This is a genomic window from Aeromonas sp. 600774 (genome assembly GCF_049175075.1).
Lineage (GTDB): Bacteria > Pseudomonadota > Gammaproteobacteria > Enterobacterales > Aeromonadaceae > Aeromonas > Aeromonas veronii_A.
This window is the reverse complement of the sequence record NZ_JAAKUJ010000016.1, coordinates 68,515-82,792: the sequence shown is the minus strand read 5'-3', so window position 1 is coordinate 82,792 and position 14,278 is coordinate 68,515. Positions and strand designations below refer to the sequence as shown.

The 14,278-nt window shown below is 60.3% G+C and carries 14 protein-coding genes; 11 read left to right on the top strand and 3 right to left on the bottom strand.

The genetic code is table 11. The features are described 5' to 3' along the window. The first annotated feature begins 90 nt into the window (after positions 1 to 90). Positions 91 to 903 (top strand): HAMP domain-containing protein, encoded by an 813-nt coding sequence (locus G5171_RS17410; RefSeq protein WP_216979127.1) that lies wholly within the window; start codon positions 91 to 93, stop codon positions 901 to 903. Positions 904 to 926: 23 nt separating this feature from the next. Here G5171_RS17410 and G5171_RS17405 read toward each other — a convergent pair whose 3' ends face one another. Next, positions 927 to 1,277 carry a hypothetical protein gene (locus G5171_RS17405; RefSeq protein ID WP_337073583.1) on the bottom strand — a complete coding sequence of 117 codons (351 nt, stop codon included), beginning with the start codon at positions 1,275 to 1,277 and terminating at the stop codon, positions 927 to 929. A gap of 194 nt (positions 1,278 to 1,471) precedes the next feature. Here G5171_RS17405 and asnS point away from each other — a divergent pair, with 194 nt between their 5' ends. The 4 genes from asnS (at position 1,472) to G5171_RS17385 (ending at position 6,285) form a co-directional block, all read left to right on the top strand. Beyond that, a complete protein-coding gene (asnS, locus tag G5171_RS17400) occupies positions 1,472 to 2,872 on the top strand; it encodes an asparagine--tRNA ligase (RefSeq protein ID WP_216979129.1) in 1,401 nt (466 codons plus the stop codon). A gap of 110 nt (positions 2,873 to 2,982) precedes the next feature. Next, entirely contained in the window at positions 2,983 to 3,738 is a 756-nt protein-coding gene (locus G5171_RS17395) for a substrate-binding periplasmic protein (protein ID WP_421244613.1), read from the top strand. A gap of 373 nt (positions 3,739 to 4,111) precedes the next feature. Then, complete coding sequence (locus G5171_RS17390; RefSeq protein WP_005337916.1) at positions 4,112 to 5,455, top strand: anaerobic C4-dicarboxylate transporter; 1,344 nt, start codon at positions 4,112 to 4,114, stop codon at positions 5,453 to 5,455. Positions 5,456 to 5,628: 173 nt separating this feature from the next. Beyond that, on the top strand, positions 5,629 to 6,285 hold the full coding sequence (locus G5171_RS17385; protein ID WP_421260494.1) for a hypothetical protein: 657 nt from the start codon (positions 5,629 to 5,631) through the stop codon (positions 6,283 to 6,285). A 137-nt stretch (positions 6,286 to 6,422) separates the two neighbouring features. On the opposite strand, the gene G5171_RS17380 is transcribed toward G5171_RS17385, so the two are convergent. Both G5171_RS17380 and dcuC read right to left on the bottom strand, forming a co-directional pair. Then, positions 6,423 to 7,562: a M20 family metallopeptidase gene (locus tag G5171_RS17380; RefSeq protein WP_421260493.1), complete on the bottom strand. Its 1,140-nt coding sequence runs from the start codon at positions 7,560 to 7,562 to the stop codon at positions 6,423 to 6,425. An 84-nt stretch (positions 7,563 to 7,646) separates the two neighbouring features. After that, positions 7,647 to 9,023, bottom strand: coding sequence for a C4-dicarboxylate transporter DcuC (dcuC, locus tag G5171_RS17375; RefSeq protein WP_216954209.1), 1,377 nt, complete (start codon positions 9,021 to 9,023; stop codon positions 7,647 to 7,649). A gap of 285 nt (positions 9,024 to 9,308) precedes the next feature. Here dcuC and G5171_RS17370 point away from each other — a divergent pair, with 285 nt between their 5' ends. The 6 genes from G5171_RS17370 to G5171_RS17345 all read left to right on the top strand — a co-directional run bounded on the left by G5171_RS17370 (position 9,309) and on the right by G5171_RS17345 (position 14,263). Beyond that, entirely contained in the window at positions 9,309 to 9,623 is a 315-nt protein-coding gene (locus tag G5171_RS17370; RefSeq protein ID WP_005344357.1) for a hypothetical protein, read from the top strand. Between the two features lie 316 nt (positions 9,624 to 9,939). After that, positions 9,940 to 10,290, top strand: a complete 351-nt coding sequence (locus G5171_RS17365; RefSeq protein WP_288726945.1) for an ArsC family reductase — start codon at positions 9,940 to 9,942, stop codon at positions 10,288 to 10,290. 19 nt (positions 10,291 to 10,309) lie between these two features. After that, positions 10,310 to 11,437 (top strand): succinyl-diaminopimelate desuccinylase, encoded by a 1,128-nt coding sequence (gene dapE, locus G5171_RS17360; protein ID WP_421211764.1) that lies wholly within the window; start codon positions 10,310 to 10,312, stop codon positions 11,435 to 11,437. Next, a complete protein-coding gene (locus tag G5171_RS17355) occupies positions 11,434 to 12,123 on the top strand; it encodes a M15 family metallopeptidase (RefSeq protein ID WP_421260492.1) in 690 nt (229 codons plus the stop codon). The genes dapE and G5171_RS17355 overlap by 4 nt, the downstream gene beginning before the upstream one ends. After that, positions 12,120 to 12,266: a hypothetical protein gene (locus tag G5171_RS17350; protein WP_005337933.1), complete on the top strand. Its 147-nt coding sequence runs from the start codon at positions 12,120 to 12,122 to the stop codon at positions 12,264 to 12,266. The genes G5171_RS17355 and G5171_RS17350 overlap by 4 nt, the downstream gene beginning before the upstream one ends. Before the next feature lie 269 nt (positions 12,267 to 12,535). Beyond that, on the top strand, positions 12,536 to 14,263 hold the full coding sequence (locus tag G5171_RS17345) for a potassium/proton antiporter (protein WP_421251118.1): 1,728 nt from the start codon (positions 12,536 to 12,538) through the stop codon (positions 14,261 to 14,263). The last annotated feature ends 15 nt before the right edge of the window (positions 14,264 to 14,278 follow it).

Genomic DNA, 14,278 nt, shown 5'->3' with positions numbered 1-14,278 from the left:
CTTTCACTTGCCGTAATGTGAGCAAAACACCAGACCTGAGGCCCCAAGAGGGGTAAACTGCTGCGGTTTTACCATCAAGAAAGACTGCTCATGCGCCTCTCCATTGCTGCCAAAATCAACTTTTTCCTGCTCTTCATCTTCTCCATGGTACTGGTCTTCTCCGCCGCCTATCAGGCGGTGCGCGAGCGCGATCTCATCCTGACGCTCATCAAGGAGCAGAGCCGCGAGCAGACCGAAGCCTATTTCGACGGCCTCAACATGCTGATGCTGACCGGCAAGATGGATGCCCGCGATACTCTGCGCGGCAAGTTTCTCGACCACGCCCATGTGGAGGATGCACGCATCGTTCGTGGCGACGCGGTGAGCAAACAGTTCGGGCCGGGACGGGAGACAGAACAGGTAAAAGATGAGTTTGATGAGCTGGCACTGGCGGGCAAAGGGAGCCTGGAGGTGGTGCACAACGGCATGCACAGCCGTCTGGTGGTCACCCGACCGCTGCTGGCCAAGAAGGATTTTCGCGGCACCGACTGCACCAGCTGTCATCTGGTGCCGGAGAATACCGTGCTTGGTGCGGTGCGCTTTGACTACTCCCTCGATTCGCTGTTTACCCGGGTCGAGCAGAACATTCTCACCTCGGCGCTGATCCTCACCGGCATCTTCGGGATGGGACTGCTGCTGACCCTCTGGGTCATCCGCACCTGGATCGTACGCCCCCTCAACCAGCTCACCCGCTCCATGGAAGAGGCCACCGACCTGCACGACTTCGGCCACCGGCTGGAGGGGGATGACGGCGACGAGATTGGCCGGGTGGCGGTGGCCTACAACCAGATGCTCGACAGTGTGGAGCGCCAGCTCGGCAAGCGACCGCTCGGCGGCAAGCCGGGAGCTCGCCCTGGCGAATAGCGGACCACACCGCCCGGCATCGGCTAACCGGTGTAATAGAACAGCAGACAAGCAATAAGGATCAGCAGCAGGATCGCCAGATTGACGTGATAGGCATCATCCCTGCGCCGACTGCGCCGCCGCTCCAGCAGCAGTACAGCCAGGGTCAGCAAGCTGCAACCCCACAGGCCATGCACCAACCAGGGAGTGAGTGCGGGATCCCAGTAATCGCGTACCTTGATGCCGCCGTAAACCAGAAAACCATATGCAATCTCCGGCCTGGCATAGTGATAGAGCGCAAGCAGCACGATAAAACCGCACCAGCAGATCAGCACCATTGTTCGCAACAGTCGTGTCAGCCAATCCGGCCCTTGTCGCCGCTCTTTCACTCGCATCTCCTGTCCCGAGGGAACCCTGCTTGGGTGAACCATGCTGAAAACCCCACCAGAGTCCGACATTTTTGCTTGTTTATCAAACCCGCGCGGGTAAGATTGACGGCTTAGTCTGCCATGGTGGGCCATCTGTGCCCGGGCCAGACTCCCTAGTGTTGCAAATAGCGCTGCAAGAACAAGCTGGAGACAATATTTCGATGACGCACGCATCCGTAGTTGATGTGCTGACCGGTAAATATGCGGTTGGCACCACCCTGACTGTACGAGGGTGGATCCGGACTCGCCGTGATTCCAAGGCGGGGATCTCATTTTTGGCCATTTCCGATGGCTCCTGTTTCCATCCGGTACAGGCCGTCGTCCCCAATACCCTGGCCAATTACGAGAATGAAGTGCTGCGTCTGACCACCGCCTGCTCCGTGGAAGTGACTGGCATCATCGCCGAATCCCAGGGCAGCGGCCAGGCTTTCGAACTGCAGGCCACCGATGTGAAGGTCGTCGGCTGGGTCGAAGATCCCGATACCTACCCGATGGCCGCCAAGCGCCACAGCATCGAGTACCTGCGTGAACAGGCCCACCTGCGTCCGCGCACCAACATCGTGGGTGCCGTGACCCGGGTTCGCCACTGCCTGGCGCAAGCTATCCACCGCTTCTTCCACGAAGAGGGCTTTGTCTGGGTTGCGACCCCGCTCATCACCGCCTCTGATACCGAAGGGGCCGGCGAGATGTTCCGTGTCTCTACCCTGGATCTGGAAAACCTGCCGCGTACCGACGCCGGCAAGGTGGACTACAACGAAGATTTCTTCGGCAAAGAGGCCTTCCTGACCGTATCCGGCCAGCTGAACGCCGAAACCTATGCCTGTGCCCTCTCCAAGGTCTACACCTTCGGTCCGACCTTCCGCGCCGAAAACTCCAACACCAGTCGTCACCTGGCAGAGTTCTGGATGGTGGAGCCGGAAGTGGCCTTCAACAATCTGGAAGATAACGCCGCGCTGGCTGAAGCCATGCTGAAGTACGTCTTCAACGCCGTCCTGACCGAGCGTCGCGACGATCTGGAGTTCTTTGCCCAGCACGTGGACAAGGATGCTATCGGCCGTCTGGAGCGTTTCGTCGCCTCCGACTTCGCCCAGATTGATTACACTGATGCCATCGAAGTGCTGAAAAACTGCGGCAAGAAGTTCGAGTTCCCGGTCTCCTGGGGCATCGATCTCTCCTCCGAACACGAACGCTATCTGGCCGAGGAGCACTTCAAGTCTCCGGTAGTGGTGAAGAACTACCCGAAAGATATCAAGGCCTTCTACATGCGCCTCAACGACGACGGCAAGACCGTTGCCGCGATGGACGTACTGGCTCCGGGGATCGGCGAGATCATCGGTGGCTCCCAACGTGAAGAGCGTTTGGAGGTGCTGGATGCCCGCCTGGCCGAGATGGGGCTGAAGCAGGAAGACTACTGGTGGTATCGCGATCTGCGCCGCTACGGCACAGTCCCGCACTCCGGCTTCGGTCTGGGCTTCGAGCGTCTGGTGGTTTACGTAACCGGTATGGGCAACGTCCGCGACGTAATCCCGTTCCCGCGTACTCCGCGTACCGCCGAGTTCTGATCAGCGGCATATTGCCACTACATTGCAAAAGCCGTCCTCAGGGTCGGCTTTTTTATTACCCCCGTTATGGGTAATACTCAGAACCAATCGACACAAGGAATGGGTCGTTCATGGGATATCGTCAGCTTCTGACACTCTTGCTGCTCTGGCTCCCCCTGCAATTGCGGGCAGAACCCGTGCACCTGACCACCCTGGAGTGGCCCCCCTATACCAGCCAGCATCTCCCTGATGGTGGCCTTACCGGCCATATCGTCAAACGTGCATTTGCCGAAGCGGGGCTGGAGGTTCAGTTTGACTTCTACCCCTGGCAGCGAGCCATGTTGCTGGCATCCGATCCCGCCCAGCACTACAGCGGCTACTTCCCCAAATACTTCGCCGATGATCTGGATAAACGGTGGCATATCTCCACCAGCGTGGGCAGTAGTGTGCTGGGCATGGCGCAGCAAGCCGGCCCCCCTATCCACTGGCAGCGACTCGAAGATCTCGCTTCCTACCGGATTGGGGTCGTCGCAGGTTATATCAATACCCGTGAATTTGATGCCCTGATGGCCAGCAAGCGCCTCAACACTTTTGCCGTTGGTGGCGATCACCTAAACCTGAGGAAACTGCAGCGCAACCGGCTCGATCTGGCCGTGATCGACCGTGATGTTTTCTACTGGCTCACCTATCACGATGACAAGCTCCACCCCGAAGAGCTGCAGTTCAATCCGAAGACCCTCGGGTACAAGAGCCTGCACATCATGTTCCGTCCCGATCAACAACAGTTGCAGCAGCAAGTGAACAATGCACTCGCCAGACTCGATATCAAGAAGCTTAGCGAACAGTATCAACGTCGCTATCTGCTATCAGCCCCCGCCCCCCGATGAACAGAGTGGCAAAACACCCCTTTTGGCGGAAAAGATGGCTTGAGCCTGCGTTTTTACAGCCTTTTCTATCCTGTTTCGGACCTTTTTCCACCCCTTCCTTACAGACTCATTTCCCATAATGGCGCTTCTGGTGCGCGCGGATGGTTAAGCCCCGAATGATACAACTCGCCAGAATAAGTAACGCCTTTATCAGTACGTGGTTTTTAAGTGGTTTAATCTGAAATTCATCGAGTTATTGAAGTAACTCAATTTTTTCACTTTTTCAGGGGAGCAGAATAGCAACTAACCCTTTTGGGCTAAATAAAACAGACAATGACAATTCATGGTTCAGGTGACCCACGGCAATAAGGGTTGAATCACACGAGGTAATGGAATGATCTTGATGGAATTTTTGGTGGTACTCGGCTGCTTGCTGCTGGGTACCCGCTTTGGTGGCATGGGGCTTGGTCTCATCAGTGGTATCGGTCTCTTCCTGCTGACCTTCGTCTTCGGTCTGGTTCCGGGCGAACCGCCGGTGCAGGTAATGCTGACCATTCTGGCGGTGATCGGTTGTGCCGCCACCCTGCAGACTGCCGGTGGCCTCAACCTGATGATGCAAGTGGCCGAGCGCCTGCTGCGCCGTCACCCGCAATACATCACTATCCTGGCGCCGCTCACGACCTGGACCCTCACCTTCCTGTGCGGTACCGGCCACGTGGTCTACACCATGTTCCCCATCATCGCTGACATCGCGCTGCAAAAGAACATCCGTCCCGAGCGCCCGATGGCTGTCGCCTCCGTTGCCTCCCAGATGGCCATCTGCGCCTCCCCGGTCTCCGTTGCTGTGGTCTCCATGGTCTCCATTCTGGCGGCTGGTCACGGTATCGGTCAGGCTTACGGCCTGCTCGACATCCTGATGATCGCCATCCCCTCCTCCCTGACCGGTGTCATCGTGGCAGCCCTGTGGAGCCTGCGTCGCGGCAAGGATCTGGACAAGGACGAAGAGTTCCAGGCCAAGATCAAAGACCCGGAGCAGCGCGCCTTCATCTACGGCGGTGGTGAAACCCTGCTCAACACCAAGTTCCCGAAAGAGGCCTACTGGTCTACCTGGATCTTCTTCGCCGCCATCGCCGCCGTGGTATTGCTCGGTGCCAACGAAGGTCTGCGTCCGGTGTTCACCATCAAGGACAAAACTGGCCCGCTCTCCATGAACCTGGTGATCCAGATGATGATGCTGATCGCCGGTGCCATCATACTGATGCGCTGCAAGGTCAAGCCGGGCGAGATCGCCAACGGTGCCGTCTTCAAGGCGGGTATGGTCGCCATCTTCTCCGTATTCGGGGTGGCATGGATGAGTGAGACCTTCTTCCAAGCTCACATGCCGCTGCTCAAAGAGACCCTGGCCCACGTGGTACAGGCCCAGCCCTGGACCTACGCCCTGGTGCTGTTCCTCATCTCCAAGCTGGTGAACAGCCAAGCCGCAGCCCTCACCGCTATCGCCCCCATGGGTCTGGCGCTGGGTGTCGAGCCCAAGCTGCTGATTGCCTTCCTGCCAGCAAGCTACGGCTACTTCGTGCTGCCGACCTACCCGAGCGATCTGGCCTGTATCGGTTTCGACCGCTCCGGCACCACCCGCATCGGCAAGTTCATCATCAACCACAGCTTCATCATTCCAGGGCTGATCGGGGTGGTGACCTCCTGCTCGCTGGGCTTTATCCTCACCAGCATCCTGCTCTAATCGCAGCGGTGTTTACCACGCTATTGCAATACAGGCCCCCGCTTCGGGGGCCTGCTTTTTTCCAGCTCCGTTACCTCAACCACTTCCCCGCCGCCATTTCCGGACACTATGCCTTTACCTCTGCCCCCGCCGCTGGGTAGCATACCCCCTCGTTCACCACCGGAATCTCATCCATGTCTCGCGTCATCCTGCTCTGGAGCGGTGGCAAAGATGCCATGCTGGCTCTCTGTCATGCCCGTCAAGCGGGCCATCAGGTGGTGGCACTGGCCACCTTTGCGCCGCCAGAGCCCCGATTTCTCGCTCACCCCTTGCCGCTGGTGCGCCGTCAGGCGGAAGCCCTCGGGCTGCCCCATCTGCTGGTCACCATAGAGGCGCCGTTCGATCTCGGTTACGAGCGGGCGCTGGCCAAGCTTAAGGAGGAGTGGCAACTGGATGGGGTGGTGACCGGCGATATCGACAGCGTGGGCGGCGCGCCTAACTGGATCCGCGAACGCTGCCGCCCGCTCGGGCTCACCGTCCATACCCCGCTCTGGCAGCAATCTCGCCAAGCCTTGCTGGCGGATATGCTGGCCCGCGGCATCGTCGCCCACCTCTCCTGCATCGATACCCGGGTGCTGGCGCCGGAATGGGCCGGGCGAATGCTGGATGCGGCCACCCTGACCGAGTTGCAGCAACTGGCCGAGCACGAGGGCTTCGATGCCTGCGGCGAGCAGGGGGAGTACCACACCATGGTGACTGACGGCCCGGGCTTTGCCGCCCCGCTGCGCCTCGATGGCTGGCTGGTGGCGCGGCAGGCTCATCTGGCCTATCTGGCCGAGCCGCAGGGGTAACGGCCGCAAGCCATCTGGCCCGCTCACTCAGCGCGCGAAAAATCGAGATAAAAAACAGGAGGCAACAGCCTCCCGTTTGGATTTGAGCGGACCAGTTTTGAACAGGCCATGGCGACCCGAACAAGGGATAAACCGGCTTATTTCGCCAGCTTGCCCAGCACCCGCTGCAGCAGGCGGATGCGCGGCTCGATGCTGTCCAGCAGCAGGAATTCCGCCTCCGAGTGAAAACCGCCCCCCATGGGGCCGAAACCATCGAGGGACGGCACCCCCGCGGCGGCGGTAAAGTTGGCATCCGAACCGCCACCGGCCTCCAGCCAGTTGAAGGAGATCCCCTCCTCTTTCGCAGCCGCCTCCACCAGCGCCATCACAGCTTCTGTATCGCCGCTCGGGCGCATCGCCGGCTTGAAGGTCTGGCGATCCACCTCGACCCGACAGCCCGCAAGGAAGGGGTTGTTGGCCATAAAGGTGAGCCGCTCGTGCACCGCAGCGGCCTCTTCGTTACTCCAGAAACGCAGATCGACGATTGCCTCGGCAAAGTCGGGCACCACGTTAACGCCGGTGCCGCCCTGTACCACGCCGACGTTCATGGTGGTGCCCGTGGTCATGTTGACCTGCTCGTTAATGGCCAGCACCCAGTGCGCCAGTTCGGTAATTGCAGAGACCCCTTCGGTCAGAGCCGAACCGGCATGGGACGCCTTGCCGTGAAAGGTGATGCGGTACTTGGCATTGCCCTTGCGGGCGCTGATGAGATCCCCGTTGGGGCGCGCCGCTTCGGCCACCAGCACGCAGCCGCTCTGTTTGGCCTTCTCCACCAGCCAATCTTTCGACCAGGGGGAGCCAATCTCTTCGTCGCAGTTGCAGCAGACCAGCACCTTGAGCTTGGCCAGCTGCACCGGATCCATCTCTTTAAGTGCATACCAGATAGAGAGCAGGCCACTCTTCATGTCCGAGACACCGGGGCCAAAGGCTTGATTGCCTTCGATTTTCAACGGGCGCTTGGCCGCTGTTCCCTCGGGGAAGACGGTGTCCATGTGGCCCACCAGCATCACGTCGTAGTGAGCGGCACCCGGTGCATTGGTTGCCTCGAGGCAGGGGCCGCACTCGGCAGCAAACTGGTAGCGGGTCACCTGCCAGCCGATGGCCTCATATTTCTCGGTCATGATGTCGGCCACCTTCGCTACTCCGGCCGGGGTGCGAGTACCGCAATCGAGGTTGATGAGCGGGGCCAGATCTGCCAGGTAGGCATCCAGAGAAAAAGCGTTGCGAGAGTCTGTCATTGTCATCTCCTGGGACGGGAGGGCAGGCCTCCCGTCCGACAGCCGAGTGAAAGGGGCGGACAGCTCGTGCCGTCCGCCACCCGCTTACATAAACAGCAGATAGTTGAGGGTCAGCGCCGTCACCAGCGCCCCCGCCATCGGCACGCTGGTCCGTTTGACCACGGTAAAGGGCGACACCTTGGCAATCCCCGCACAAGCGATCAGCACCGCCGCGATGGGAGAGATGGTGCGGCCGATACTGGAAGCGAGCTGCATCGGCAGCAACATGGTCACCGCAGGCACGCCAAACTTGGCCGCCACCGCCGGTGCCAGGGTCGAGAAGCTCAGGAACGCCGCGTTGCCGGAGCCCATGATGACCGCCGCCACCATGATGAGGCCCACCATCACCAGGGTCATCAGGCCGCTGCCGATACCGGCATTGCTGGCAGAGTGCAGCAGGGTATCGATGGCGCCGATGGCCTTGAGAGATTCGGCAAACAGCTCGGCACAGACGATGAGCGCCACCACAGGGCCAAACACCTTGCCCATGCCATCGAGGAAGCTCGACAGCCCCGCGAATGCGGTTCGCACCGAGCGGCTACGCAGCAGCTCGCACAGCATGCCGATAAAGACCGACAGCAGCATGGCCACCTCCACGCTCATCTTGATGTCGCTCACCAGCAGCTTGGAGAAGGTCATCATCAGCACGAAGGGGATTATCGGCAGCAGGGCATACCAGGTGGGCGCCTGCACGCTCTCGGTGCCCTGCTCGTCCAGCTCGGCGTGATCGCCGCGATGGAGCGCAGGATCCCAGCCATCCTTGCGATCGCAGTGACGCTGCCAGAAGAAGTGCAGCACCATGGTCACCAGCAGCATGGGGGCCACCAGCCAGATCTGGTAGTCGACGAAATAGCTGGTCGGATCCATGCCGGATTGACCGGCGGAGAAGATGGCGTTGGTCTGGGTCGGGCCAATTTCAAACGCCTGGGAGGTGGCGATGACACCACAGGCGGAGGCCGGGCTGATGCCGAGGTTGCGCATCACCGGATACATGGTGACCATCAACAACAGGCCAAGGCCGGTGGCGGAGGTGACGAACAGGGAGACAAAGACCGCCACCAGATAACAGATGGCGAGCATCAGGTAGCTGGACTGGATGCCCGCCACCGGCTTGACCGCCACCCGCACCAGCGCCTGAGAGGCCCCGATATGGGACATGTAAGTGGCAAAACCCGCCACCGCCATGATGGTGAGGCCGAGGCCCGCCGCGCGGTAGGAGAAGATCCCCTTGAACACTTCGAACAGGTCGAACAGGGCGAAGCCGGTGCTCTTGTCAGCGGGGAGAATGGGGTGCAGCCCCAACCAGTAGGCCACTGCAAAAATGGCCATGCCCGCCAGCGCCAGCACCGCCTGCGGGTTGTAATCCTTGATGATGCCGTAGACCACGGCGACCAGAACGAGCAAGACGAATAAAAGTTCCAATATTCACTCCTGATAAATTTATCGAGGAGCGAAATCTAGTGATCTGACTACTGTTTGCCTTTGATCCCCATCAATAAAGGTGACGACATTGGGCTTTGACAGCACAATATGTTAGCCAAGTGCCAAATTTTCGTTTTTTCACCCACAGAAAAACCTTTACCATTCTCGGAAAGAGAATTGTCTGACGCGACTCCCCTCTTTTTTGCGTTGGATCAACATACGACAGCGCCGAAGTGGCGAAGATGCGCTTCGACATATAGCGACCATTTCGCGCCGGAGAGAGTTATGACAAGCCAAGCCACCGCAGGTGTCTCGACCTGCGACTACAAGCTGTGGGACATCCTCGTCGAGTCTGCAAAGGAACGCACTACCATTCGTTATTCCAAACTGGCCAAGCAGGCCGGGCTGGAACAGTGCCAGGATGAACTGCGCACCCTGCTGCAGCGCATTCGCATGTACTGCACCGAAAACAACCTGCCGATCCTCTCCGCCATCGTCGTGGACGACGTGGGCAAATACACTGGCCTCTCTTCCAGCCTGCCTGATGCACCCTGGGAACGGGCCCGGGTCTTTGACCATGAGTGGGCCCCCCTGCACTGATTGAGGTGCTTGATGATGCCAACCAAGACGCGCCCGCTGGCGCGTTTTGGCTATCTGGCGTTTGCCCTTTCTCTTTTTCTCCTGCGATAGCGGCTCTTCTCCCGCAATACCCGCCCCATCGGGCATACCCGCCGCACTGCTTCTGATCTTGATCTCAAAATCGCCGTTCAGGTGTGACCAGTTCCGGTAAAACCCGCGAGCCGGACCATCGGCGTTGCCATGGGATTGCCACAATGCCAGAATCGGGCCCTTGCACTCTGTTGATTCGGATTTTCGGGCACGGCCACGGCCAGCGCCCACAAGAGAAGGACTCCCCATGGCCATCACCCTCTATGGCATCAAGAACTGCGACACCATCAAAAAAGCCCGCAAGTGGCTGGATGAGGCCGGTATCGACTACCGCTTTCACGACCACCGCGCCGACGGCCTGAACCCGGACGATCTGGACAGCTGGCTAGCACAACTCGGCTGGGAAGCCCTGCTCAACAGCCGCGGCACCACCTTCCGCGCCCTGCCGGACGAGGCCAAACATGGACTCGATACCGCCAAAGCGCGTGCCCTGCTGCTGGAACATCCGGCCATGATCAAGCGCCCGCTGCTCGACCGTGACGGCGAACTGACTCTGGGTTTCAAGGCCGATCACTACCAATCCCTCTTCTCCCGTTAAGGACAACTAAGGACAACTGATGTCGGATGTCATCGCACTGGCCAAGGATCTGATCCGCCGCCCCTCCGTTACCCCCCTCGATGAAGGGTGTCAGACCCTGATGGCGGAGCGCCTCGCCAAACTCGGCTTTGTTATCGAGCCCATGGTGTTTGAGGACACCACCAATCTCTGGGCCCGCCGTGGCAGCGAGGGGCCGCTGTTCTGCTTCGCCGGTCACACCGACGTGGTGCCCGCCGGGCCGCTGGACAAATGGCACACCCCGCCGTTCGAGCCGACCATAAAGGATGGTGTGCTCTACGGGCGCGGCGCCGCCGACATGAAGGGCTCGCTGGCTTCCATGGTGGTGGCGGTCGAACGCTTCGTGGCCGAGCATCCGGATCACACCGGGTCCATCGCTTTTCTCATCACCTCCGATGAGGAGGGGCCCTTTATCAATGGCACCACCCGGGTGATCGACACCCTGGAGGCCCGCAACGAGAAGATCCGCTGGTGCATCGTCGGCGAGCCCTCCTCTACCGCCGTGGTAGGGGATGTGGTGAAGAACGGCCGCCGCGGCTCCATCACCGGCGATCTGCTTGTACGCGGGGTGCAGGGGCATGTGGCCTATCCCCATCTGGCTGACAACCCGATCCACAAGGCGGCGCCAGCGCTGGCCGAGCTTGCCGCGACCGTGTGGGATGAGGGTAACGCCTACTTCCCCCCCACCAGCTTCCAGATCGCCAACATCTCGGCCGGCACCGGCGCCTCCAACGTCATTCCGGGCGAATTGCAGGTGCAGTTTAACTTCCGCTTCAGTACCGAACTGACCGACCTGGATATCCGCGAGCGGGTCGAGGCGCTGCTGGATAAACATGGCCTCGATTATCAGCTGAGTTGGACCCTCTCCGGCCAGCCGTTCCTCACCGACACCGGCAAACTGTTGGCAGCGGCGGTCTCCGCCATCGAGGCGGTCAATGGCCAGCAGCCAGCCCTGCTCACCACCGGCGGCACCTCGGACGGGCGCTTTATCGCCCCCACCGGCGCCGAAGTGATCGAGCTCGGCCCGGTCAACGCCACCATCCACAAGGTGAACGAGTGTGTGAAGGCGGATGATCTGGATCTGCTGGCGGACATGTACCAAGGGGTGCTCGAGAGATTGCTGGCATGACCCAGGAACAACTGCTGGGGCTCGACGAGAGCCACCTTATGCTGGTGGGGCAAGGCCCTCATCGTCTGACCGCCGCCACCGCGGCGGTCTTCAACGACATGCAGGTAGCCGCCGCCCACGCTGGCTTCAATCTGCAACCGGCCTCCAGCTGGCGCAGCTTTGATCGCCAGCTCGCCATCTGGAACGGCAAGTGGCGCGGCGAACGGCCACTGCTCGATGCCAACAGCCAGCCCATCGATGCCCTGCAACTGAGTGACGAGGCGCGGCTGCACGCCATTCTGCGCTGGAGCGCCCTACCGGGCACCAGTCGCCACCACTGGGGTACCGATCTCGACATCTACGACCCGGACTGCCTGCCCGCCGACACCAAGCTGGCGCTGGAACCCTGGGAGTATGAGGCCGGGGGCTGGTTTGCAGATCTCAGCGAGTGGCTAAACGACCATATGAGCGACTTTGGCTTCTTCCTCCCTTATGCCAAACCGGTCGGGGCGGGGAGCGGGGTCGCTTACGAGCCCTGGCATATCAGCTTCGGGCCCGAGTCCCATGCGCAACGGCTCGACCCGACGACGCTGGCACTTTGCCTGCAACAGGCGGATATTGAAGGCAAGGCGACCATATTGGCCAACCTTGATGAAATTTTGGACCGTTATGTCACCACCAGTCCTGACGAAAGGAAAATCCCATGAATCTCTGGCTGTGGATAGGGTTGCCGCTGCTGTTCCTGCTCGGGCTGTTTCTCAATGCCATCAAAGACATGAAACGGCTGGAGAAGCAGTTGCCCAACTACAAGGACAAGATCCGCGAAGTAAAGGATGACGAGGACGACTGAGTCCCGCTCCATCCCGTGGGGAGCGCCCTTGTGCTCCCCTCTTCCTCTGCCGTGTCATTTCGCTTTTCCCCGCCCGCTCCTCCCTGCGCATCCCGATATCGATGCACCTTTTACACTGCTTTCGTTAACCCCGTCACAGTCAGAATATGGCGTGGCCATGAGGCAAAAAATGTAAAAAAGTGCAAATTGATGCACAAATAAGCCACACAAAGGGGACCTAACTGCATATAATGTGCCTACTTTGCACATTACCAAGAAGGAGTTCGCCCTTGGATGCCGCTACCATCAACAGTTTCTTTCTTGTCGCTGCCCTGTTGGTGGGAGCCAGCGTACTGTTGAGCGCACTCTCTTCCCGCCTCGGCATTCCCATTCTGGTCATTTTCCTCGCCGTCGGCATGCTGGCGGGTGAAGATGGTCCAGGTGGCATCCACTTCGCCGACTACTCCGTCGCCTATCTGGTAGGCAACCTGGCGCTAGCCATCATTCTGCTTGACGGCGGCATGCGCACCCGGGTCTCCTCGTTTCGGGTGGCACTCTGGCCAGCCTTGTCGCTGGCCACGGTCGGGGTGGCCATCACCACCGGCCTGACGGGTCTGGCCGCCGCCTGGCTGTTTGACCTCAACCTGATGCAGGGGATGCTGATCGGAGCCATCGTCGGCTCCACCGATGCGGCGGCGGTCTTCTCCCTGCTCGGCGGGCGCAGTCTCAACGAGCGGGTGAGCGCCACCCTGGAGATAGAGTCAGGCAGCAACGACCCCATGGCGGTGTTTCTCACCGTCACCCTGATTGAGGTACTTGCAACCGCCCAGCAGGGGCTGGATGCGGGCTTCCTGCTGCTACAACTGGTCAAGCAGTTTGGCCTTGGTGCCGGGATCGGCCTTGGCGGCGGCTGGCTGCTGTGGCGCCTCATCAACACCGCCCGCCTGGCCCCGGGGCTCTATCCGCTGCTCACCGTCAGCGGCGGCCTGCTCATTTTTGCCCTCACTACTGCCGTAGGCGGCAGCGGCATTCTTGCCATCTACCTCACAGGTCTGTTGCTCGGCAACCTCTCCCTGCGCAGCCGTAGCACAACCCTGTCGGTACTGGATGGACTCACCTGGCTGAGCCAAATCGGCATGTTTCTGGTGCTGGGGCTGCTCGCATCGCCCCACAAGCTGCTACCCATCGCCCTGCCCGCACTGGCGCTGGCAGCCTGGATGATCCTGTTTGCCCGCCCGGTGTCGGTCTGGATTGGGCTATTGCCGTTCAAGAACTTCGCCCCGCGCGAGCGCTGGTTTATCTCCTGGGTTGGCTTGCGCGGCGCCGTGCCGATCATTCTGGCGGTGTTCCCCATGATGGCAGGACTGCCCAATGCCCAGCTCTACTTCAACGTCGCCTTCTTCGTGGTGCTGGTCTCGCTGATTTTGCAGGGTAGCTCGCTGCCGCTGGCATCAAAACTGGCACGGGTCGAAGTTCCGGCACCACCGTCACCCATCAATCGCTCAGGGCTCGAGATCGATCTCGACAGCCAGTGGGAGACCTTCGTCTACCAGCTGGGGGAAGATAAGTGGTGTATCGGCTCGCCGCTGCGGGATCTGCAGATGCCTGCCGGCACCCGGATCTGTGCCCTGTTTCGTGGCCGCGAGCTGCTCCACCCCTCGGGCAGTACCTGTCTGCAGGCCGATGACATTCTCTGCGTGATCGGTCACGAACGTGACCTCCCCGCCCTCGGCCAGCTGTTCAGTCAGGCGCCGGAGCAAGATCTCGGCCCCCGCTTCTTCGGTGACTTCCTGCTGGAAGCAGCGGCACGGCTGGTGGATCTCGCCCCTCTCTACGGGCTGGATGTGAGCGAGGTGGCGGATCAGACACTGGGTGATTTTATTGCCAGCCAGTTGGGCGATAATCTGGTGGTCGGTGACAACATCGAATGGCAGGGCCTGATCTGGACCGTGGCCGAAATGGACGAGAGCGTGCCGAGCAAAATCGGGGTGCGCTTTCAGGAAGAGGACCCGGTCTGACCGACCGTCCCGTAT